We start from the raw sequence: 21,028 nt of genomic DNA on the forward strand, positions 1-21,028 counted from the left end.
CATGACGGACCTCTTTGAACAAGCATTCCTTGATGATCCCAACCTAGGTAGTCGCAAGAAAAGCGGCAAACGAGACTTCTCAGGCACTCAGTCAAGATATACTTGTGTGATCATGTCTGACCGCCTGCCTCCTCTCACCGCTCTGCGCGCCTTCGACGCCGCCGCCCGTCACATGTCCTTTGCCAAGGCAGCCGAGGAACTGAACGTCACGCCCGCCGCGCTGTCCTTCCAGATCAAGAACCTCGAGGAGCATCTGGGCGCGCCGGTGTTTCGCCGCCTCAACCGCGCTGTTGAGTTGACCGAAGCCGGGCGCCTCCTGGCACCAGGAGCCTCCGAGGGGTTTGAGCGGCTGATCACCGCCTGGCGGGCGACGCGGCGCCTGCAGGACACAGGCAAGCTGACGGTCACCGCCGGCCCCGCCTTCACCGCCAAATGCCTGGCCCCGCGGCTCTACGATTTTGCCCAGGCCCACCCGGACATCGAACTGCGCTTTGTCGCCGGCTTGCGCATGATGGATTTCGACCGGGATGAGATCGACGTGGCCATCCGCTACGGCTATGGCACGGACGAGGGCCTGTTCAGCGAACACCTCCTGGACGAAGGCGTGACGCCACTGATGCGCCCCGACCTAGCGGCGCTCTACCCCACGCCGGACAGCCTGCTGGATGCCCCTCTGCTGCAGGATGCCTCGCATGACTTCATGGACCCGCCCGCCGGTTGGACCGAATGGTTCAACGCTTGCGGCATGACGGACTGTCCCACCCCGACCGCACGATTCTCGCAGGCCGATCACGCGTTGGACGCGACCCTGGCGGGCGGTGGCGTTGTCCTGTCACGCACATCGCTGGCACAGAGGTTGCTGGCTTCGGGACAGTTGGTCGCGCCGTTCGACATCGCCCTGACAACAGCCGCGCGATTCCGGTTTCTCTGCGCCAAGGGTACGGAGACACGTCCACAGATCGCCGCGTTCCGCGAGTGGCTGTTTGCGGAGATCAGGGCATTGCCCACGGGACTCGAGGGCAAGACGCTGGTCTCTGTCGACGACCTGACCCGGGCCTGAGCAAGACACCGGGACAGGTCTGAAACGAACCGTGTTACATCACGTTCTGCGGCGACAGCCGCGCTATTTCTTCCTTGATCCTCAGCTTCTGCTTTTTCAGGTCCGCGATGCGCAGGTCATCGGTCCCGGGGGCGCGCTGCGCCTCCTCCACGGCTTCCGACAAGGCGTAATGCTTCCTTTTCAGTTCCTGCAAGTGCGAACTCAAGCTCATGGGATCCTCCTTTCAGATGATTGGACTCTCAGTGCAGCACAGAATTTCCCGCAAGTCACGCTGCGGCTGCAAAATGGCTTCGCAAAAATGTAACATGGATACAGGTCAAATTCGGCCTGCCGGGAATTCCAGCGGCGCTGCCTGCATCATGATCGCCTCGAAACGGGCGGTATAGCGGTTCCCTGGCTCCTCGTGGCGGTCGCCGGCGTGAATCACCGTACCGGCGTGAAAACGGAAAGGCGCGCGCCCTTCCTTGCGTCCGCGTAGCAGGATCAGGCGCGGCGGACGCCCTTTGCGCGGCAGCAAGGGCAAGAGTTCCAGCGCCCCCAGCCGGCCCTGCATGGCCTCGATCAGGTCCGGCAGGCGTTCGGCGCGCTGGATGAAGGTTGCATAGCCGCGCGGTTTCAATCGCCGGGCGGCACAGGCGACCCAATCGGCCAGTGGCGTCTCCCCCGCAAGGGCGATTTCCCGCCCGCTTTCATCGGCGCTGATCCGCTTGCCGGCCTCGAAATAGGGCGGATTGGCAAAAACGTGATCAAAGCTCTGCGCCTTCAGCTCTGGCGGCGGATCGGACAGGTTGCCGGTCCAGATCTCCCCGTTCAGCCCGTTGTGCGCCAGGTTGCGGCGGGCCAGCGCGGCGTATCCGGGCTGTGCAGCTCCAGGCCACTCAGCCGCAGCCCCGGCACGCGCGCGCCAAGGCAGCACAGCCCCGGTCCGGCACCGCACCCCAGTTCCAGAACGCTCTGCCCCGGCTGGGCCGCGACGGCGGCTGCCAACACCACCGGATCGGTTCCGGCACGGTATCCATCCTTTGGTTGCAGCAGGCGCACCCTGCCGCCCAGCATCGCGTCCTCGGTCAGCGCGTCGGGGGCAAAGGGCTCAGCCCTCAAAGTTCACCCCGGCCTCGCGCAGCAAGCGCCGGGCCTGCTCGATCTGGTCCGCGCGCACCATCAATCGCCGCGGCAGAATGCCTATGGATCCCTCGAGAACGCTCATGTTTACGTCCAGTTCAAAGCTGTCTATACCCTCCCCGTTCAGAAGGGTCCGGACCAGCGGGATCAATGTGATGTCGTTTGTGCGCAAGAGCTCTTCCATGTCGGGGATGTAAGGACAAGGCGCACGATTTGTCGAGCCTTGCACGGGAGTTTGATGAGCTTGGACGACGCCATTCAAAAGCCGCATGAACGTCTCGCCGCGATGCTGGCCGGGGATCTTGACGAGGTCAACGCCCTGATCCGTGCGCGCATGGCGTCGAAACATGCGCCACGCATCCCCGAGGTGACGGCCCACCTGGTCGAGGCCGGGGGCAAGCGGCTGCGCCCGCTGCTGACGCTGGCAACGGCACGGATGTGCGGCTATGACGGCCCCTACCACGTCTACCTGGCCGCGACGGTGGAGTTCATCCATACCGCGACGCTGCTGCATGACGACGTGGTGGACGAAAGCAAGAAACGACGCGGGCGCCCCACGGCAAACCTGCTTTGGGACAACAAGTCCAGCGTGCTGGTCGGCGACTATCTGTTTGCCCGCTCGTTCCAGTTGATGACGGAAACCGGCAACCTGCGGGTGCTGCGCATCCTGAGCGACGCGGCGGCGACCATCGCCGAGGGCGAGGTGCTGCAGCTGACGGCCGCGCAGGATCTGTCGACGTCAGAGGCGATTTACCTGCAGGTGGTGCGCGGCAAGACGGCAGCGCTGTTCTCGGCCGCGACCGAGGTCGGCGGCGTGATCGCCGGGCGGCCAGAGGAAGAGGTCAAGGCGCTGTTCGACTATGGCGACGCGCTTGGGATCGCCTTTCAGATCGTGGATGACCTGCTGGACTACTGGGGCTCGGACGCGACGGGCAAGAACGTCGGCGACGACTTCCGCGAGCGCAAGCTGACGCTGCCGCTGATCAAGGCCTTTGCCGCGGCGGATGACGAGGAAAAAGCGTTCTGGAAGCGGGTGATCGAGAAGGGTGACCAGCGTGACGGCGACCTGGAACATGCCATCGCCCTGCTGAACAAGCACGGCGCGCTGGAGGCGACACGGCAAGAGGCGCTGGCCTGGGCCGCACGCGCCAAGGCCGCTATGGAAAGCCTGCCGCAAAGCGAGCTGCGCGACCTGCTGATCGACCTCAACGACTACGTGGTGAGCCGCGTGAGCTGAGGAGGATGGGTGACATCACCCATCCTACACTGCCCCTCCAACGGAACACTCAGCGCAATGTCGCGGGCCGCACCCACCACTCTGGATGGGCGGAAGAGAGGGTTATGGCAGCACCGTCCGCCGCGGCGCGCGTGTCGAACAGCGCAAAGCAGGTCGCGCCAGAGCCGGACATGCGGGCGAGGCGAGCGCCCTTCAGCGCCGCCAGCGCGTCCAGAACCTCGGCGATGACGGGTTTCACCATGATTGCAGGTGGCTGCAGGTCGTTGCGCTGGCTGGCAAGCCAGTTCAGCGCCGCCAATGGCATGCCAGTCTCTGCCATAGGCGTCATCGGCGCGTTGTCCTTGCAACCCAGAACGCGAAAGACCGCCGGCGTGGAAACCTCGACCCCGGGGTTCACCAAGACCGCGTGAAAAGGCGCCATGTCGAGCGGCAGCACCTCTTCGCCAATGCCCTGCATGCGCGCCGCATGGGCCAGCATGCAAACCGGCACATCCGCCCCCAGATCCGGCAGATGTACGCCGGAGGGGCGACCGAAAAGCTGTTCCATGCCCCGCAGGACCGCCGCCGCATCCGAGGACCCGCCACCGATGCCCGCAGCGGCGGGCAGGTGCTTGTCCAGGGTGATGGCCACGGGTTCGCCGAACGCCTCTGCCGCCTTCCAGCAGAGGTTGCGCGCATCGTCAGGCACGCCCGCCGCCATCGGCCCGGTCACGCGCAGGGACATCTCACTTGCCCGCGCAACGGTCACGCGATCCCCGACATCCGCGAACATCACCAAACTGTCGAGCAGGTGATAACCGTCCGCGCGCTGGCCGGTGACGTGCAGGGTCAGGTTGATCTTGGCGGGGGCAAAGACCTCAATTGCCTGCGCTGTCATCGGCAAGTGTCAGCGGCGGCGCGCCTTCTTCTTCAAGCACCTGGTCCAGCCCGACCTCGATCTTGCGCTTGATGCGTTCGGGGTCGGCCTCGGCGGCGGCATCTTCCCAGTCGACGAAGGAGAGCGCGCGTTTCCACATGAACTCTGCCTCGCGCTGACGCCCCACCGCCCAGTAGACATCGCCAAGGTGGTCGTTCACCACCGGGTCGATCGGCATCAGTTCGGCGGCGCGCTCCATGTGCGGCACGGCCTCTTCGTAGCGGCCCAGCCGGTACAGCACCCAGCCCAGGCTGTCGACGATGTAGCCCGCGTTGGGCCGCGCCTCGACCGCGCGTTCGATCATGTCGAGCGCCTCGTCCAGCTTGACCTGTTTTTCCACCAGCGAATAGCCGAGGTAGTTCAGCACCTGCGGCTGTTCCGGGTTCAGGTCCAGCGCCTTGCGGAAATCGGCCTCGGCCTCGGCCCACTTGTCCTGGCGCTCGTAGGAAATGGCACGGGCGTAGAACAGGAACCAGTGTCGTTCGCCAACCTCGGCGACCTTGGACAATCCCTCGGTATAGGCGCTGACCGCCTCGTCATAGCGTTCATCCTGGCGCAGGTAGTCGCCCAGCGTGGAATGCACCACTGCCATCGACCCGTGGGACTGTGCCAGGTCTTCCAGCACGCCGATAGCCGCATCCATGTCGCCGCTTGCGCGCAGCGCCTCGGCGCGGCCCAGTTCGGCGGCATGATAGGCGTCGTTGTCCTGCGGCACCTTGGCATAGGTGTCGATGGCCTGGTCGTACTGGCCGATCTTGGACAACACCTCTGCCGACAGCAGGATCGCGTCGACATGATCGTTGCGCAGGTATTCAGCCATCTGCGCATAGAGCAACGTCAGGTCCTCGTTGTTCTCGGAGGCCAGCGCGCCGGCCACGGTGTAGAACACTTCGGCGATGCCATCGCGCGGCGACCGCACATGGGTGAAGGGCACGGTTTCACCGCCCTCAAGGCGGGTGCGCAGATCCTCAAGCCCCGGATCCAGGCTGCTGCCGAAGGAGTCGTTCAGCAGCTGGACGGCGTCTGCATTCCGGTCAAGCTGGCTGAGGATCTCGGCATGGGCCATGACGCCGCGGCGGGTCGACCCCATGCCCGAGCTCTGGTTGCCCCCAAGGATCAACTCGGCGCCCTCGTAGTCCCCCACGGAAGCCAGGGCAAAAGCCTTGTGATAGGCGGCGAAGGGCGCCAGCCCCTGGATGCCCGCGACCTCGTCGAACGTGACAAGGGCGCTGGTCATGTCGCCTTCGCCCAGCTGGGACCAGGCCTTGACCAGGCCGTCGGCCAGCGGGCCAAGGCCGCGCTTGTCGTCGATGGCCTTGATGATCGCGCCATAGGCCTCGCCCCGCGCATCACGGGCCACAAGCGCCATCTGGGCGATCTGGCTGGAATACCCATCCTGCGCAAGACGTTCCGCATAGCTTCCGGCGCGGTCGACCTCGCCCAGCGAGATATTGGCCAGAACCGCGCGTTCCAGCAGCTCGGGACGGCCCGGATCGCGGGCCAGCGCCTTGCCGTAGTAATGCGCGGCGGCCTTGAAGTCGCCCAGGAAACTGGCCTGGCGCGCGGCCAAATAATCGCCCGCAAACCCCTGCGCCGTTGCGAGCGAAGGCAGCACAAGCGCCGTCGCCAACAAGGCCGCGCGCACCGTCTGTGTCCAAGCTGTCAAGATGCCGGTCTCCTCAGTCGCCATTTCGCCAAAGCCTAGAGCGGTTGAGCAGGCAAGGCAATCGCGACAGGCCGCAGAAGCGGGCCTGTGCTTCACCTCATTGTGAGTCCGCGCTCAACAAGCAGGCAGCGCGCCGGGAATTGCTTGTGGTTGAAAACTTCTCACTTTGGTGAAAATTTGGGCGCAACTGGAATTGGGGCGCTCATGATGCACAAACTGCGATCACTCGGACCCGCCGTCGCAAGCGTCTCGCCGGTCGAGGCCCTGCGCGCCGGGGTCGGGGCCATTGTCGGGCTTGGACTGGCGGGGGTGTTCCTGCTGTCACCTGCGATGGACCCGGACCTGGGCCTCTATCTGATCGCGCCGTTCGGGGCGACATCGGTGCTGCTTTTCGCGGTGCCCAACAGCCCCCTAGCACAGCCCTGGTCGGCGGTGGTCGGCAATACCGTCGCGGCGCTGGTGGGGGTCGCCGTCTGCATGACCGTGGCCGACCCGACACTGCGGGTCGCGCTGGCCGTGGGCTTGGCGATCACGGCGACGATCCTGTGCCGCGCCGTGCATCCACCTGCAGGCGCCGTGGCGATGACGGCCGCAATGAGCCCCGCCGCGATCCAGGAACTCGGGTTCCGGTTTGCGCTGACCCCGGTCGCCGCCGGCACCATCGTGCTGGTGGCTCTGGCCGCGATCTATGCCCGGCTGACCGGTCGCCACTACCCGTTTCGGCAATTCGAAACCGGTGGCGAGGCGGCGCCCGGATCGCGCATGCGGCTGGATCTCAGCGAGGACGAACTGGTCGAACTGCTCGGCCGCTATCGCCAGTCGTTCAACATGGGGGTCGAAGACCTGGCGCAGTTGATCGGTGCGGCGGAACTGCAGGCGGCCTCGCATACCGCCAGTGCCGAGACCGCCGCGGACATCATGTCGGACAAACTGATCACCGTCCGGTCCGACACCGGCCTGGGCGAGGTGGCGGATCTGTTTCGCAAGCACCGCTTCACCTCGCTGCCGGTGGTCACGGATGAGGGCAGATTCCTGGGCGTGATCTTTCAAATGCACCTGATCGACCGGACGATGCAGGACGCGCTGCGCCTGGATCGCGGGTTCGCAGTCGCCTTTCGGCGGCTGGTGGACCGCGAGCGGGGCATGCCGGTACGGGCCGAGGAGATCATGGAGGTGGCCGGCCCCCGCGCCACGACAGGCACCCCCATCGCCGCCTTGCTGCCGATGATGGCGGATGGCGCGGTCGATGCGGTGCCCGTGCTGGAATACGACCGTCTCGTCGGGATCGTGACCCGCACAGACTTGATCGCCACCCTTGCGCACAGGGCCCTGCGCAGCGCCTGACATCCCCCTGAATGCAAAACGGCCGGGGTCATCCAACCCCGGCCGCCGCAACGCATCATCGTGCCCCGTCACATGTTGGGATAGTTCGGTCCTTCGCCGCCCTGCGGCACCGTCCAGTTGATGTTCTGGCTGGGGTCCTTGATGTCGCAGGTCTTGCAGTGGACGCAGTTCTGGAAGTTGATGACGAAACGCGGGCCGCTTTCGTCCTCGACCACCTCGTAGACCCCAGCCGGGCAGTAGCGTTGTGCCGGTTCGGCGTATTTCGGCAGGTTGATCGAGGTCGGCACATGCGGGTCTTTCAGCTGCAGGTGCGCGGGCTGGCTTTCCTCGTGGTTGGTAAAGCTGAACGAGACGTTGGTCAGCCGGTCAAAGCTGAGCTTGCCGTCGGGCTTGGGATAGTCGATCGGTTCGAACTTGGCCGATATGCCAGTGGCCTCGGCGTCGGTCTTGCCGTGGCCCAGCGTGCCGAAGAAGGAAAAGCCCAGCGTGTTGTTCGTCCACATGTCCAGCCCCCCCAGCGTGAGGCTGGCCGTGAGACCGTATTTCGACCACATCGGCTTGACGTTGCGAACCATCTTAAGGTCCTTGCCGATGGCGCCCTCGCGGACCTCGGTCTCGTAGTCCGACAGCTCGTCGCTGGACCGGCCATCCTGCAGCGCGGCAAAGGCCGCCTCTGCCGCCGCCTTGCCCGAGAGCATGGCGTTGTGGTTGCCCTTGATGCGCGGCACGTTGACCATGCCAACCGAACAGCCCAGCAGCGCCACCCCCGGCGCCACCATCTTGGGCATCGACTGGTAGCCGCCTTCGCTGATCGCACGGGCACCGTAGGCGACGCGCTTGCCGCCCTCCAGCAGCTCGGCCACCATCGGGTGGTGCTTGAAGCGCTGGAATTCCATGTAGGGGTACAGGTAGGGGTTCTCGTAGTTCAGGTGCACGACGAAGCCGACGTAGACCTGGTTGTTCTCAAGGTGGTAGATGAACGACCCGCCCCCGGCGTTCGAGCCCAGCGGCCAGCCCATCGTGTGCGTCACGCGTCCCTCGTGGTGCTTGGCCGGGTCGATCTCCCAGATCTCCTTCATGCCAAGGCCGAATTTCTGCGGCTCCTTGCCGGCAGAAAGGTCGAATTTCTCGATCACTTCCTTGGAAAGCGAGCCGCGCACGCCCTCACCCAGGAAGACGTATTTGCCCAAAAGTTCCATGCCCGGCTCATAGCTGGGACCCGGCGTGCCGTCGGGATTCTTGCCGAATTCACCGGCCACGACGCCGCGCACCTCGCCGTTTTCGCCGTAGACCAGTTCGGAACAGGCCATGCCCGGGAAGATCTCGACGCCCATCTCCTCGGCATGTTCGGCCATCCAGCGGCAGACATTGCCCATCGAAACGATGTAGTTGCCGTGGTTGTTCATCAGCGGCGGCATCGGCCAGTTGGGGATGCGCAGCTTGCCCGCCTCGCCCAGCATGTAGAAGTTGTCCTCGGTCACCGGCACGTTCAGCGGGGCGCCCTTGTCCTTCCAGTCGGGGATCAGCGCGTCCAGGCCGCAGGGGTCCAGCACCGCCCCCGAAAGGATATGCGCCCCGACCTCCGATCCCTTTTCCAGCAGAACGACCTGCAGATCGGCGTCAAGCTGTTTCAGCCGGATCGCGGCAGAGAGGCCTGCGGGGCCGCCGCCAACGATGACGACATCGTATTCCATGGATTCGCGCTGAAAGTCGGACATTCCGGCTCCTTCCCTTCGGGGGGCATTGAAATTTTCTTTCGCGACTGAGTAGCGCGGCAGTGCAGCACAGGTCAATCACGACACGGCGTTGCAAGGTCCTATAGCGACACTGCCGCGCGTTCCCCTGCCCCGTCCCGCAAGAAAAAAGCCGCCCGAAGGCGGCTTTTCCATCTGTCCGGTGCTGTCCTAGGCTCAGAAAACCGGCACGATCTCGATCTTGCCGCGATCCGGGCCGACCTTGAGCAACCGATAGGCATTGGTGCCGAAATACAGCGTGCCGTCCGGCGCCTCTGCCATCGCGGTGATCCATTCCGCGGGCCCGCCACGCAGCCGCTCACCCTTGAGCAGCCCCTCGGGGCCGTCCTGGGCCACGGGCACGAACCGCAGGTCCACGCCTTTGGTCAGGATGTAGGTTTCTCCCTTGGCGTCGATGCCCGCGTAGTTGAAATAATCCTCGCCCAGGTCGATCAATGCGCCGGTCCCGTCCGGGGCCAGCATCATCGAATCCATGTTGGTGCGCAGGACCATCATCTTGTCCCCGGCCATCCGCACCGCCTTGGGGTAAGAAACGCGATAGGGCGTTTCGGACATCTCGAAAGCGCCGGTGCCGAAATCCACCGTCACCACGTTGCTGACATAGCCGTCGTGCAACTGCTTGAAGTCCGCCTTCTGCAGCTTGCTCAGGTCGTCCGGCTCGTCCGCCTTCTCCTCGGCGTCGGTCTTGGTGTAGTTGGTCAGAATCAGCGCCTTGTCCGCCCCCGGCGCCAGGGCGATCAGGTTGGACTTGATCTTGCCCATCGCCACCCGCGCCATCTGCTCTCCGGTGGCGGCGAACAGCAGGCTGACCGAATCGTCCTTGTAGTGCTGGTCGAGCACGGCAATGGCACCGGCGCGCGGATCATAAGCCATGTCGTCCACGTCCGAGGCCTTCCAGGCAAAGGACATGTCGGCGGTCTTGTAGGCGGTCAGCGTGTCCGCATCGTCGCGAAAGAAGACCAGCTCGCCATCGACGCCATGCACGATCTGGCGCACCAGTTCGGACACATAGCGCCGGTCCGTCACCTCCAGCGTCTCGGCGGACAGGGCATAGACCGTCCGGTTGGTGCCGCCCACGAGGACGGTCTGACCATCGGGGGACACGCTGATCGTTTCGATGGACTGGGCCGGTGCGGATGTGGCAGCAATACCGGAAACCGCGGCAGCCGCGGCAAGGGAAATAAGGGAACGCATATCAAAATCTCGTTGCTAATAAGGTGCAGTCCACAGTACCCGCGCCGGTTCGAAAGTCAAACCCGCAGGCAGACCGGAAAAATCCCGCTGGTCTGACGGCCTGCTTGGCTTTACATCGGCGCAACGGGCGACGACACTCCTGAAACACTCGCTGAAGAGGCAGAGACGATCCGAAAATGGACAAGATCCTGATGACCCGCGCGGGTTACACCGCGCTCGAAACCGAATTGAAAAAGCTCAAGTCCGAGGAGCGGCCCGCCATCATCCAGGCGATCGCCGAGGCACGCGAACTGGGCGACCTCAAGGAAAACGCCGAGTACCACTCGGCGCGCGAGAAGCAGGGATTCATCGAGGGCCGCATCAAGGAACTGGAAGGTGCCCTTGGCCTGGCCGAGGTGATCGACCCCAAGTCGCTCTCCGGCCCGATCAAGTTCGGCGCCACCGTGACCGTCGTCGACGAGGACACCGACGAGGAAAAGACCTGGCAGATCGTGGGAGAACACGAGGCCAGCGTCGAAAAGGGCCTGCTGAACATCAAGTCGCCCATCGCCCGTGCCATGATCGGCAAGGAAGAGGGCGACAGCGTCGAGGTTCGCACCCCGGGCGGCGCCAAGTCCTATGAAATCCTGAGCATCGCCTACAAGTAGGGCTGACACGCCATGAGCGACCCAAAGGACGCCCGCCCCACGCTGCCCGGCCTCTATGCCCGCGGCGCGGCCGAGGGCGTCACCGGAATCGAGATCGCCGCGGCGGTGATCTCGGTCATCTGGGTCGTGATCTCGGGCTGGTATTTCCTTGGCCTGCCCGAAAGCGAAGGCGGGCCACTGCGGTTCCTGCTGGCGCTCATGGTAATCGTCATGCCGGTGGCCCTGATCTGGGTGGCGGCACTGGCGATCCGCGCCGCCCGTATCATGCGCAGCGAAAGCGCCCGCCTGCAGGCCGCCATCGACGCGATCCGGCAGGCCTATGTCGCCCAGGCGCAAAGCGGCAAGGGCCAGCCACCGCACCCTATGCTGGTCAAGCGGCTGGACGATATCGCCGGCGCACAGAAGAACCTGGAATCAACGCTGGCGATGTTGGGCGGCATCCGCCAGGGCGGCCAGCCCGGCGCCCTGCCCGCCCCTGACGGCACCGAGGGCGACGACCAGCCTGCCCTGTCGCTCGGCACCCCGGCAGAGGCGCTTCAACCGCCCTTGCCCAACGCCGACTACATCCGTGCGCTGCACTTCCCGGAAACCGCCGAGGATGAGGAGGGCTTTGCCGCCCTGCGTCGGGCGCTCAAGGATCGCGGCACAGCCAAGCTGATCCAGGCGGCCCAGGACGTCCTGACCCTGATGAGCCAGGACGGCATCTATATGGACGACCTGCGCCCCGATCTTGCCCGCCCGGAAACCTGGCGCGCCTTTGCCCAGGGCGAACGCGGCCGCCCCATCGCCTCGCTGGGTGGCGTGCGCGACCGGTCCTCGCTGGCATTGGCAGCCGGACGAATGAAACAGGATCCGATCTTCCGCGATGCGGCGCATCACTTCCTGCGCCGCTTCGACACCAGCTTTTCCAGTTTCGAGCCCGGTGCCTCGGACGAGGAAATCTCGGCCTTCGCCATGACGCGCACGGCGCGCGCCTTCATGCTGCTGGGCCGGGTGGCGGGCACCTTCGACTAGAGGCCCGCCACCCAGGCTTCTTCTCTGTCAAAATACTCCGGGGGGGCGACCGCAGGGAGACGGGGGCAGCGCCCCCGCCACGGGTCACAACCCGAAACTGCCGAAGGGGATGTAGCGCACCGGGTCACCCGACGCGATCTCTGCCGCCGCATCCGGCAGTTCCACCAGCCCCTCGGCCCAGCTCAACCCCGATATCCGACCCGAGCCTTCGGACTTGAACACCTCCACCCGGCCATCGCGCAGGCGGGCGCGCAGGTATTCGCGCCGTCCGGGTTTCTTTTTCTTGGCAAATGCCGCCGGCACCATGTAGCCCGCCGGGTCGTCCCAACCGGCCCCGGCCAGCAGGCGCAACGCCGGGCGGGCAAAGACCAGGGAACAGACAAAAGCCGCCACCGGGTTGCCCGGCAGACCGAAGACCGGCTTGCACTGCCACAGCCCCAGCGCCAGGGGGCGCCCCGGTTTCAGCGCGATGCGCCAGGCGGTCAGCGCCCCGGTCTCACGCAGCAGCGCCGAAACATGGTCCTCATCCCCCGCCGAGGCTCCACCGGATGTCAGGATCGCATCCACCTCTGCCCCGTCAAGCCGCGCGCGCAACGCCTCGCGGTCGTCCGGCACATGGCCAAGATCGACAGGGTCATGGCCGAAATGCGCGATGAGCGACAGCAACATGGGCCGGTTTGCATCGTAGATCTGACCCGCCGCAGCTGCCTGTCCGGCGGGCACGACCTCGTCCCCGGTCGACAGAACACCGACGCGCAGGGGCGTGTAGACGGGCAGATCGGCAAGTCCCGTGGCGGCGGCGAGGGCAAGGTCCGCCGGGGTCAGCATCCGCCCCCGGGGCAGGATCTCGTCGCCCTCGCCCACGTCCTCGCCCGCGCGGCGGGTGTTGGAACCGGGTTTGACCGGGCCGCGAAAGGCCACCGCCGCGCCATCGGTCGCGCAATCCTCATCCAGCACCACCGTGTCCACGCCTTCGGGCAGGGCCGCGCCGGTCAGCACGCGGATGGCATGGCCGGGCGGCACCGCGCCGGCATAGGCAAGGCCGGCCGCGGCGCGTCCCTCGACCAGTGGCAGGGTGAACTCGGCCGCATCGCCGATGGTGGCGGCGGCGAAGCCATAGCCGTCCACGGCGGTGTTTGGCAGCGGCGGGTTGGCGCGCCGGGCCACTAGCGGCGCGGCCAGCACCCGACCTGCCGCCGACATTACGGGCACATCTTCGCGGGCGACGACCGGGTGCAGCCGGTCGCGCAACATGTCCAGCGCCTCGTCCACAGGGGTCCAGTCGACACCGGGCGGCAGGGCGAAACAATCGTTGTTCAGGGGGGGCGGTTTCAAACTCATGCGGCCAGGCTCCCCATCAATTCACCCTCGGCGCCAAGCCCCAGGATCCAGCCCTCTTCGGGGGCTTCCACCGACAACATGGCCTGCAGGCGCTGCGGCGGCAGATCCGACAGCGCGCGGGCCAGCAAGTGGACCTGTACCGCGTCGCGGATGTCATCGGGGCCAGTTGCCCGACGCACGGCGTCATTGATCAGACCCGGCCATATCTCGACAAAGGCGACAGGCCGGTCGAGCGGCTCGAAGGGCCAGACGGATACCTGCCCGGCAAACCGCTGTCGCAGTCGCTCCAGCACCGGCAGCCCCATGATCACCTGCGACCCCACGGCTCCCGCGCCTGCCAGTTGCCAGCAGGTAAAGGTGCCCGTGCTCCGCTGTTCACAGGCCCGGCGGTCGGGAAAGGGATTGTCGTATCCGGCCTTGTTGCGCGGCAGGCCCGGAATGTCCCGTTTCAGCGCGTTGCCCCAGAACGGCCCCCGCCCCTGCAATAGTCGGCTGTTGATCTCGCCGGCGAGGTCGAAACGGTTGTTTTCGGTCGGCGCATCCTCGACCCGCGCGGCCAGCCAGCGCCAGACCGATAAAGCATCGGCCTGTCCCGTCAGCGCCTCGGCGTAACCCGCCGGGTAGCCAAAGGGAAAATCGAACCCGATGCACAGGCGTTCTCCCCGGGTCAGGGAGGTCTCGATGACATCCGCAAGCGTCTCTTCGGCCACTTGCCGGTTGCGTTGGTACACTGGCTCCGCCTCGCCCGCCGGGCCGGTCGCACCGATCCAGATCGCGTCCTTGCGGGGCCGTGGCCCGGCGTCGTTGCCGCCCGACCAGTCCACCATCAGAAAGCGGTCGAACCCCGTCATTCCGCCGCCCTTGCCAGGCCAACCTCCGCGAGGATGAAGTCCGCCACAGCCACGGTATCGTTCAGGTCAAAGACGGGTCTGTCCAGCGTCAGGGGTGTATCCGAGGCCACGGCGCGCACCGTGGAATCGTCATGGGCAATCAGCGGGTTGCCGGTCTCTGCCCGGTAGGCCTCGATCTTGGGATGGCGGTCGCGCTTGTAGCCCTCGACCAGCACCAGGTCCACCGGCGCCAGCCGCGACAGCAGGTCGTCCAGCGTGGGCTCCCCGGCGCCGCGCAGCTCTATCATGTGCGCGACGCGGTTGCGCGAGGACAGGATCACCTCAGATGCGCCCGCGTGTCGGTGGCGATAACTGTCCTTGCCCGGGTGATCCACGTCGAACGTGTGATGCGCGTGTTTGACCGTGCTGACAGTCAGCCCGCGCTTGGTGATTTCCGTCACCAGCCGTTCCATCAACCCGGTTTTCCCCGCGTTCTTCCAGCCTGTCACCCCGTAGAGCCTCATAGCAGCGCCTCCGCCTGTGCCAGATCCTCCGGCGTGTTCACGTTGAAGAATGGATCGAAGGGCGTGGAGGGAAAGAGCGCCTCGCGCCCGCCGTGTTTCTCTGTCCAGAGCACGACCTTTTTCAGCCCGCCCTCCAGCGCCGCGCGCAGGTCGTCGCGCAGCGCCACCGGCCAGAGGCCAAAGGTCGGATGCCGGATCAGGCCCGAGCGCGACTTGCTGCGGGTTTCGGCCTCGCCCTTTGTCGCGGCGAGGACCAGCGGATGATCCTGCCCCTCGCTGGCCAGCAAGAGGCACGGGACCAGGTCGCAGGGAAAGAAAGGCGTGTCGGCGGCAACGCTGACCAGCGTGTCAGCGCCCTGTTCTGCTGCCCAGTCGAGACCGGCCAGAACCCCGGCCAGCGGGCCCGGAAAACCGTCGATGGAATCCGCCACCACCGGCAGGCCAGTCTCGGCATAGCGCGCCGGATCGCCATTGGCATTCAGCGCCAGCGCTGCCACCTGCGGTGCAAGCCGGTCGATCACGCGGGACAACAGCGTCTGTCCACCGAGCGACAGCAGCGCCTTGTCCCCGCCGCCCATGCGCGAGGCCAGGCCGCCTGCAAGGATCACGCCAACGGGCTGTTTCATACCTGCCCCGCGCTCTTGCGGCGATGCTTGCTGCTTTCCTCGGGCACCGCGTCCGGGTCCATGTCGCGCACCAGCCGATCGGCACCGGACAAGCAGGTGAACCGTTTGCCGCGCATCCGCCCGATGCAGGTCAGCCCCACCTGGCGCGCGATCTCTACCCCCCAGGCGGTAAAGCCGGACCGGGACGCCAGCACCGGGATACCCATCAGCGCCGTCTTGATCACCATTTCCGAGGTCAGCCGCCCGGTCGTGTACAGGATCTTGTCCTCCGCGCTGACACCCTCGCGGAACATCCAGCCCGCGATCTTGTCCACCGCGTTGTGGCGGCCCACGTCCTCCATGTAGACCAGCGGACGGTCGCCCTGGCACAGGACCGTGCCGTGAATCGCCCCGGCCTCGAGGTACAACGAGGGCGTCGTGTTGATCTTGTGCGCCAGCGCGTAGAGCCACGAAGTCCGCACCTCTGTCGCCGGCAGGCGCACTTGTTCCAGCCCTTCCATCATGTCACCAAAGACGGTTCCCACGGCACAGCCGGAGGTCCGCGTCTTTTTTTGCATCTTTTCCTCGTAGGTGGTCTGCGAGGCCGTGCGCACGACGACGGTTTCCAGTTCCTCGTCGTAATCGACGCCGGTGATCTCTTCGCCGTCGGCCAGCATCCCCTGGTTGCGCAGGAACCCGATGGCCAGGTATTCGGGGTAATCCCCGATGGTCATGGCGGTGACGATTTCCTGGCGGTTCAGGAAGATCGTCAGGGGGCGCTCCTCGACCACCGACACCTCCACCTCGGCGCCGGTATGGTCCGTTCCGGTCACGGCACGGGTCAGGCGCGGCGCCCCCGGGTCGGGCGCGATCAGGTAGTCGGACGCGAGGTCATTATCCGGGTGGTCGGCAGGTGATTGCATCTGGCCTCTCCCCTGGGCTAGGGCGAAGTACGTTAGTGAGGGTGTAGTCATGGACGGCACAGATGTGATGTCAAGCTATTGGCGCGGGGTGCGAAATGCCCTGCCCTTCCTGTTCGTGGTCGGCCCCTTCGGAATGCTGTTCGGCGTTGTGGCGACGGATGCGGGGCTGAACATCTTTGAAACGCTGATGTTTTCTATCGTCGTCATCGCGGGCGCGGCGCAGTTCACCGCCGTCCAGCTGATGCAGGACAATGCGCCGACCATCGTCGTGCTGGTTTCGGCGATGGCCGTGAACCTGCGGATGGCCATGTATTCCGCCTCGATCACGCCGCACCTGGGCCCCTTGCCGCTGTGGAAACGGATGTTCGTCGCCTATTTCCTGGTGGACCAGGTCTATGCGGCCTCGATCATCGATTACGAAGAACGACCGCAGCAGACACTGGCAGAGAAATTCGCCTTTTTCATGGGGGTCGCGACGCCGATCTGCCCGCCCTGGTACCTCTTCACCCTCGTGGGCGCCTGGGCCGGTGAGGCCGTTCCGCCCGAGCTGGGCCTCGATTTCGTGCTGCCCATCGCCTTTATCGCGCTCTTCGCGCCCGCGCTGCGCACCGGCGCCCATCGCGCGGCGGCCCTGGTCGCGGCGCTCATGGCGCTGGCTTTCGCGTTCCTGCCCTACAACCTCGGCCTGATCGTCGGCGCTGTGGCAGGGATGATGGCAGGCGCCGAAGTGGAACGCCGCGCCGGGTTGCAGGCAGACCGGAGGCCGGGCGCATGAAAGACCTCTGGATCGTCATCATCGGGATGGGCCTGGGCTCTTTCGCCCTGCGCTTCGTGTTTCTGGGGCTGGTCGGCGACAGGGCCATGCCGGACTGGCTCTTGCGGCACCTGCGCTATACCGCCGTGGCGGTCATGCCCGCGCTGGTGGCGCCTTTGGTGATCTGGCCCAGCGCGACGGGCGGCGAAACAGATCCCCTGCGGCTGGCCGCCGCCGCCGCTGCGCTGATTGTCGGGTATATCACGAAAAGCCTTTATGGCGCTGTCGGCGCGGGCGCCGCGGTCATGATCGCGGGCGCCTGGCTGCCGTTCTGACGGCCCGGATCAGGGCTGACCGGCCTGGGTCGTCTTGCCGGCCTCGAGCGCGGCAATCGCCGCGTCCTTGTCATCCGAATCGTTTTCGCGCAGCTCGCGACGGCTGACGTTCGGCAGTTTTTCGAACCGGTTGGCCAGCTTCATCGGCGTCCAGATGCCGCCCAGCGATTCGAACCCGGGCAGCTGGCCCAGGGTGTCGGACACCGCGTTGGAACACAGGGCCGGCGCCGCCGCCCCCTTGGACTGGACCAGCTTGAGCGCGCGCTCCGCCACCGCACCGTCCACCGGACGGCGCAGCGCCAGCATCCGGTAGGTGCTGCGGGCATGGGCGCTTTCGAAGAACTGTTTGGCCTGCGGGGTGATCCCGTAAAGAACGTCTCCGATTTCAGGCACGTTCTGAAACCGGACAGAGCCGGCGGGATCGTAGATCACCCGCTGCGACGGGGCATTGATGAGCATGGAGGAATGCGCCCCGGACCCGGTCCGGTTGTTGATCATCGTGTAAAGGATGATCTCCGGCTCCCCCGGGTGACGGTAGGCGGCGGCTGCCGCCTGTTCCGGTGTCGAGTCGGGACCGGAAACGCTGCCTGCGCAACCAGCCACGAGAACCGAGGCACCAAGCCCCGCCATCGCCGCACGTCTGTTCATCATGTTACCCCACCCCGCCCCGAGGGGCGGTTCGTCCGATCAGGAATTGAAGATCGCCATGAAGATGACGATGCACAGGATCACGATGACCGTGCGGATGGTGAAATTGATGAACCCTTCAAAGGTCTTTTCCTGAACGGTGATGTCCATGCTTCCGTGCTTGTGCTCAGCCATGTCGATTTTCCTGCGGCCTGTCCCGTGTTTGCGTTCCGTGATGAGTTAGCGCAATTCCGCGCCCCTGTCACGCACCGCCGGGGGCCAGGATGTCGCGCCTGGCCCCCGGCGCACGCAGATGTGAGCCTTGTGCCCGTTCAGACGGCTTGAAACAGCCAGGCGCCGTCGTCGCGGCGGGTTCGGTCCGCCCGCCCCTCGTGCCAGAGGTGCAGGCAATGGGCCATCGCCTCGACCAGCGCCAACCCGTATTCCGCGTCCCCGATCCGGCGCTTGAACAGCGGCGGGAAACAGTCTCCGGCCGTCTGTGGCGTGGCCAGGTGCCCGTGCAGCCGCTCCAGCGCGCCGTGGTGATTCTCGATCAGTTGCGCCATGCGCAGCCCCAGCCCGGTAAAGGGCAGCTTGTGCCCGCCCATGACCAAGTGATCCGGGCGCGCCAGCGTTGCCAGCCGCTCGCAGGATTCCAGCCAGTCGGCCACCGGGTCCGCCTCGGGCTCGGTCGCATAGACCCCGAGGTTGGAACTGATCGAAGGCAGGATCTGGTCCCCGGCCAGCACAAGATGATCGTCCCGCGACCAGAGCGTTGCATGTTCCGGCGCATGGCCGTTGCCGACATGCACGTCCCAGTCACGTCCGCCGATGCGCAGGACATCGCCCTGCTTGATCCGCGTGAAGCCCAGCGGCATCGGCGCCACCACGTCGGCAAAGTTGAAGGGCCGTTCCGCCATCCGCTGTTCCAGGATGCGCGGCTCCATCCCGGCGCTCCGCCAGTAGTCCAGCGTTTCCTGCGTGGGGCGGTCCTGTGCATCCAGTTGCAGCATCCGGGCAAACAACCAGGCGGTGCGCGTCGTCACCAGTTCGGCGCCATGCGCCGTCTGGAACCATCCCGCCAACCCCATGTGGTCGGGGTGATGATGGGTCACCACCACCCGCCGCACCGGCCTGCCGCCCAGCGGCCCGGCCATCAGGCCCTGCCACAGCTCACGCGAGGTGCGCGAGGCAAAGCCGGTGTCGACCACGGTCCAGCCGTCCCCGTCATCCAGCGCGTAGACGTTGACGTGGTCCAGCTTCATCGGCAGCGGCAGGCGCATCCACAGCACGCCCTCGGCCAGTTCGATGGCCTCAGCCAGGGCGGGCGGCGTTTCCCAGGGATAGCGGATTGCGCGCACCGTTCCGTCCATCACGCCACCAGGTCCTCTGTCTTCAGGTTCGCCAGCGCGCCGACCTCGGCCCGGGCTTCGGCCAACAACCCGGCATGTTCAGGCAGCAGTCGCTGGATGTAAAAGCCTGCCAGCCGGGCATCGGCGCTGTCCGGCGCGGCCAGGGCCGCGCGCAGGTGATAATGCGCCCCCAGCACGCGGGCAAACCCCATCAGGTAGGGCACGGCGCCGCCGAAACGGTCGCCCATGTCTCGCGCCACCAGCGCCTCGGTGGTCTCGCGCAGCGATTCCGCGGCCTGCCAGACCGGCTCTGCCAACTCCGGCATCTGGCCGCGCGCCGCCTCGGCGCCGCTCTCGATCTCGTCCAGCAGGGCAAAGATCGCCTCGCCCCCGTCCATCATCTTGCGCCCGACAAGGTCCATCGCCTGGATGCCGTTGGTGCCCTCGTAGATTGCCGTCACCCGCACGTCGCGCAGGTACTGCGCGGCGCCGGTTTCCTCGACATAGCCCATGCCGCCATGCACTTGGACGCCGAGGTTGGCCACCTTGATGCCGGTTTCCGTGCCAAAGGCCTTGGTGATCGGCGTCAGCAGGGCGGCACGCGCCTTCCACTCGGCATCGCCGGTCGCGTTGCCCATGTCGATCGCTACCGCCAGCGACAGGGCAATGGCCCGCGCGGCAAAGGTTTCGGCCTTCATGGTGGCCAGCATCCGGCGCACGTCCGCATGGCCGATGATCGTCCCCTCGGGGCTGCGCCCCTGCTTGCGCTCCTGCGCATAGCCCAGCGCGTGTTGCAGCGCGCCCTCGGCCACGCTGACCCCCTGCACACCGACGCCCAGACGCGCGTTGTTCATCATGGTGAACATAGCACGCATCCCGTCATGCGGCTCCCCCACCAGCCAGCCGCGGGCACCGTCGTACTGCATCACGCAGGTCGGCGAACCGTGCAGGCCCATCTTGTGTTCCAGGCTCACCACATGCAGGTCATTGGCCACGCCCGGGTTACCGTTTTCATCCGGGATCCGCTTGGGCACCAGGAACAGGCTGATCCCCTTGGTCCCCGGCACGCCATCCGGCAGACGCGCCAGCACCAGGTGGCAGACGTTTTCGGAAAAGTCGTTGTCTCCCCAGGAGATATAGATTTTCTGCCCGGTCACCGCGTAGGTCCCGTCACCGTTGGGCACGGCCTTCGACGACAATGCGCCCACGTCCGACCCGGCCTGCGGCTCGGTCAGGTTCATGGTCCCCGCCCATTCCCCCGAGATCAGCTTGGGCAGGTACAAGTCCTTCAGCTCGTCGCTGGCATGATGTTCCAGCGCGTCGATCTGGCCTTGGCTCATCAGCGGGTTCAGCTGCAACGCAAGGCAGGCGGCGCCCATCATGTCGTTGACACAGGTGGTCACGGTCAGCGGCAGCCCCATGCCGCCATAGGCCTCCGGCGCCGATGTGGCGATCCAGCCGCCCTCGGCCAGCGCCTTGAACCCCTCGGCAAAGCCTTTCGAGGTCCGCACAACGCCGTTCTCCAGCCGCGCGGGATCAAGATCGCCATTGCGTTGCAGCGGCGCTAGTACTTCCTCACACAGCTTTCCGGCCTCGCCCAGAACGGCGGCCACGGTTTCATGGTTCGCTTCGGCAAAACGGTCAGTCGCGGCAACGGCGTCATAGCCGACAACGTCGCGCAAAAGCCGCATGTAGGCATCGATCGGCGCACGATATGGCATGGGTGTCTCCTCCGGCTTGGCAAGGACGCGCCGCTCTTGTAGCACGCGCGCAGCGCGGGTGT

The 21,028-nt window shown here is 65.9% G+C and carries 22 protein-coding genes and 1 pseudogene; 7 read left to right on the forward strand and 16 right to left on the reverse strand.

From position 1 onward, the window contains the following. The first annotated feature begins 112 nt into the window (after window positions 1–112). Entirely contained in the window at window positions 113–1,060 is a 948-nt protein-coding gene (locus tag G9Q80_RS22715) for a transcriptional regulator GcvA (RefSeq protein ID WP_088715722.1), read from the forward strand. A 34-nt stretch (window positions 1,061–1,094) separates the two neighbouring features. Here G9Q80_RS22715 and G9Q80_RS22720 read toward each other — a convergent pair whose 3' ends face one another. From G9Q80_RS22720 to G9Q80_RS22730, 3 genes and pseudogenes are all read right to left on the reverse strand, one after another. Next, on the reverse strand, window positions 1,095–1,271 hold the full coding sequence (locus G9Q80_RS22720; RefSeq protein ID WP_168246583.1) for a YdcH family protein: 177 nt from the start codon (window positions 1,269–1,271) through the stop codon (window positions 1,095–1,097). A gap of 105 nt (window positions 1,272–1,376) precedes the next feature. Beyond that, window positions 1,377–2,116, reverse strand: a pseudogene (locus tag G9Q80_RS22725) (tRNA1(Val) (adenine(37)-N6)-methyltransferase). Between the two features lie 34 nt (window positions 2,117–2,150). Then, window positions 2,151–2,366 carry a putative signal transducing protein gene (locus G9Q80_RS22730; protein WP_088670166.1) on the reverse strand — a complete coding sequence of 72 codons (216 nt, stop codon included), beginning with the start codon at window positions 2,364–2,366 and terminating at the stop codon, window positions 2,151–2,153. Between the two features lie 54 nt (window positions 2,367–2,420). Here G9Q80_RS22730 and G9Q80_RS22735 point away from each other — a divergent pair, with 54 nt between their 5' ends. Then, window positions 2,421–3,419, forward strand: a complete 999-nt coding sequence (locus G9Q80_RS22735) for a polyprenyl synthetase family protein (protein WP_088715651.1) — start codon at window positions 2,421–2,423, stop codon at window positions 3,417–3,419. A 49-nt stretch (window positions 3,420–3,468) separates the two neighbouring features. Here G9Q80_RS22735 and G9Q80_RS22740 read toward each other — a convergent pair whose 3' ends face one another. Both G9Q80_RS22740 and G9Q80_RS22745 read right to left on the reverse strand, forming a co-directional pair. Further along, window positions 3,469–4,296: a 4-(cytidine 5'-diphospho)-2-C-methyl-D-erythritol kinase gene (locus G9Q80_RS22740; RefSeq protein ID WP_088715650.1), complete on the reverse strand. Its 828-nt coding sequence runs from the start codon at window positions 4,294–4,296 to the stop codon at window positions 3,469–3,471. Further along, window positions 4,277–6,001 (reverse strand): tetratricopeptide repeat protein, encoded by a 1,725-nt coding sequence (locus G9Q80_RS22745; RefSeq protein WP_416045628.1) that lies wholly within the window; start codon window positions 5,999–6,001, stop codon window positions 4,277–4,279. The genes G9Q80_RS22740 and G9Q80_RS22745 overlap by 20 nt, the downstream gene beginning before the upstream one ends. Before the next feature lie 207 nt (window positions 6,002–6,208). Between G9Q80_RS22745 and G9Q80_RS22750 the strand changes: the two genes are divergently transcribed. Beyond that, window positions 6,209–7,345 carry an HPP family protein gene (locus tag G9Q80_RS22750; protein ID WP_088715721.1) on the forward strand — a complete coding sequence of 379 codons (1,137 nt, stop codon included), beginning with the start codon at window positions 6,209–6,211 and terminating at the stop codon, window positions 7,343–7,345. A 68-nt stretch (window positions 7,346–7,413) separates the two neighbouring features. Here G9Q80_RS22750 and G9Q80_RS22755 read toward each other — a convergent pair whose 3' ends face one another. Both G9Q80_RS22755 and G9Q80_RS22760 read right to left on the reverse strand, forming a co-directional pair. Further along, window positions 7,414–9,063, reverse strand: coding sequence for an electron transfer flavoprotein-ubiquinone oxidoreductase (locus G9Q80_RS22755; RefSeq protein ID WP_074622650.1), 1,650 nt, complete (start codon window positions 9,061–9,063; stop codon window positions 7,414–7,416). A 192-nt stretch (window positions 9,064–9,255) separates the two neighbouring features. Beyond that, entirely contained in the window at window positions 9,256–10,293 is a 1,038-nt protein-coding gene (locus G9Q80_RS22760; protein ID WP_088715649.1) for a PQQ-binding-like beta-propeller repeat protein, read from the reverse strand. A gap of 176 nt (window positions 10,294–10,469) precedes the next feature. On the opposite strand from G9Q80_RS22760, the gene greA reads away from it, so the two are divergent. Beyond that, window positions 10,470–10,940 (forward strand): transcription elongation factor GreA, encoded by a 471-nt coding sequence (gene greA / locus G9Q80_RS22765; RefSeq protein WP_043141653.1) that lies wholly within the window; start codon window positions 10,470–10,472, stop codon window positions 10,938–10,940. A gap of 12 nt (window positions 10,941–10,952) precedes the next feature. Beyond that, window positions 10,953–11,954 carry a hypothetical protein gene (locus G9Q80_RS22770; RefSeq protein ID WP_074622648.1) on the forward strand — a complete coding sequence of 334 codons (1,002 nt, stop codon included), beginning with the start codon at window positions 10,953–10,955 and terminating at the stop codon, window positions 11,952–11,954. Window positions 11,955–12,038: 84 nt separating this feature from the next. Here the strand turns inward: G9Q80_RS22770 and G9Q80_RS22775 are convergent, their stop codons facing one another. Genes G9Q80_RS22775 through G9Q80_RS22795 form a run of 5 tightly spaced genes read right to left on the reverse strand, consistent with a single transcriptional unit; the run spans window position 12,039 to window position 16,177 of the window. Continuing rightward, window positions 12,039–13,295, reverse strand: coding sequence for a molybdopterin-binding protein (locus G9Q80_RS22775; RefSeq protein WP_088715648.1), 1,257 nt, complete (start codon window positions 13,293–13,295; stop codon window positions 12,039–12,041). Then, window positions 13,292–14,146, reverse strand: coding sequence for a molybdopterin guanine dinucleotide synthesis (locus G9Q80_RS22780; protein WP_088715647.1), 855 nt, complete (start codon window positions 14,144–14,146; stop codon window positions 13,292–13,294). Before G9Q80_RS22780 ends, G9Q80_RS22775 begins: the two co-directional genes overlap by 4 nt. Beyond that, on the reverse strand, window positions 14,143–14,649 hold the full coding sequence (mobB, locus tag G9Q80_RS22785; protein ID WP_088715646.1) for a molybdopterin-guanine dinucleotide biosynthesis protein B: 507 nt from the start codon (window positions 14,647–14,649) through the stop codon (window positions 14,143–14,145). The genes G9Q80_RS22780 and mobB overlap by 4 nt, the downstream gene beginning before the upstream one ends. Next, a complete protein-coding gene (gene mobA / locus G9Q80_RS22790) occupies window positions 14,646–15,275 on the reverse strand; it encodes a molybdenum cofactor guanylyltransferase MobA (protein WP_088715645.1) in 630 nt (209 codons plus the stop codon). The genes mobB and mobA overlap by 4 nt, the downstream gene beginning before the upstream one ends. Further along, window positions 15,272–16,177 carry a formate dehydrogenase accessory sulfurtransferase FdhD gene (locus G9Q80_RS22795; protein ID WP_088715644.1) on the reverse strand — a complete coding sequence of 302 codons (906 nt, stop codon included), beginning with the start codon at window positions 16,175–16,177 and terminating at the stop codon, window positions 15,272–15,274. Before G9Q80_RS22795 ends, mobA begins: the two co-directional genes overlap by 4 nt. Window positions 16,178–16,226: 49 nt before the next feature. Here G9Q80_RS22795 and G9Q80_RS22800 point away from each other — a divergent pair, with 49 nt between their 5' ends. Beyond that, the gene (locus G9Q80_RS22800) at window positions 16,227–16,952 is read left to right on the forward strand and encodes an AzlC family ABC transporter permease (protein WP_043141632.1); all 726 of its coding nucleotides are present in this window, start codon (window positions 16,227–16,229) and stop codon (window positions 16,950–16,952) included. Next, complete coding sequence (locus G9Q80_RS22805) at window positions 16,949–17,266, forward strand: AzlD domain-containing protein (protein ID WP_088715643.1); 318 nt, start codon at window positions 16,949–16,951, stop codon at window positions 17,264–17,266. Before G9Q80_RS22800 ends, G9Q80_RS22805 begins: the two co-directional genes overlap by 4 nt. A gap of 9 nt (window positions 17,267–17,275) precedes the next feature. Here G9Q80_RS22805 and G9Q80_RS22810 read toward each other — a convergent pair whose 3' ends face one another. From G9Q80_RS22810 to G9Q80_RS22825, 4 genes are all read right to left on the reverse strand, one after another. Beyond that, a complete protein-coding gene (locus G9Q80_RS22810) occupies window positions 17,276–17,917 on the reverse strand; it encodes a hypothetical protein (RefSeq protein WP_308421212.1) in 642 nt (213 codons plus the stop codon). A gap of 36 nt (window positions 17,918–17,953) precedes the next feature. Next, a complete protein-coding gene (locus tag G9Q80_RS22815; RefSeq protein WP_074622641.1) occupies window positions 17,954–18,088 on the reverse strand; it encodes an aa3-type cytochrome c oxidase subunit IV in 135 nt (44 codons plus the stop codon). Window positions 18,089–18,225: 137 nt separating this feature from the next. Next, complete coding sequence (locus tag G9Q80_RS22820; protein ID WP_088715642.1) at window positions 18,226–19,266, reverse strand: MBL fold metallo-hydrolase; 1,041 nt, start codon at window positions 19,264–19,266, stop codon at window positions 18,226–18,228. Then, window positions 19,266–20,966 carry an acyl-CoA dehydrogenase family protein gene (locus G9Q80_RS22825; protein WP_074622639.1) on the reverse strand — a complete coding sequence of 567 codons (1,701 nt, stop codon included), beginning with the start codon at window positions 20,964–20,966 and terminating at the stop codon, window positions 19,266–19,268. Before G9Q80_RS22825 ends, G9Q80_RS22820 begins: the two co-directional genes overlap by 1 nt. Between the last annotated feature and the right edge of the window lie 62 nt (window positions 20,967–21,028).

Origin of the sequence: Mameliella sp. LZ-28, from assembly GCF_012274245.1 — a bacterium.
Classification (GTDB): domain Bacteria; phylum Pseudomonadota; class Alphaproteobacteria; order Rhodobacterales; family Rhodobacteraceae; genus Antarctobacter; species Antarctobacter albus.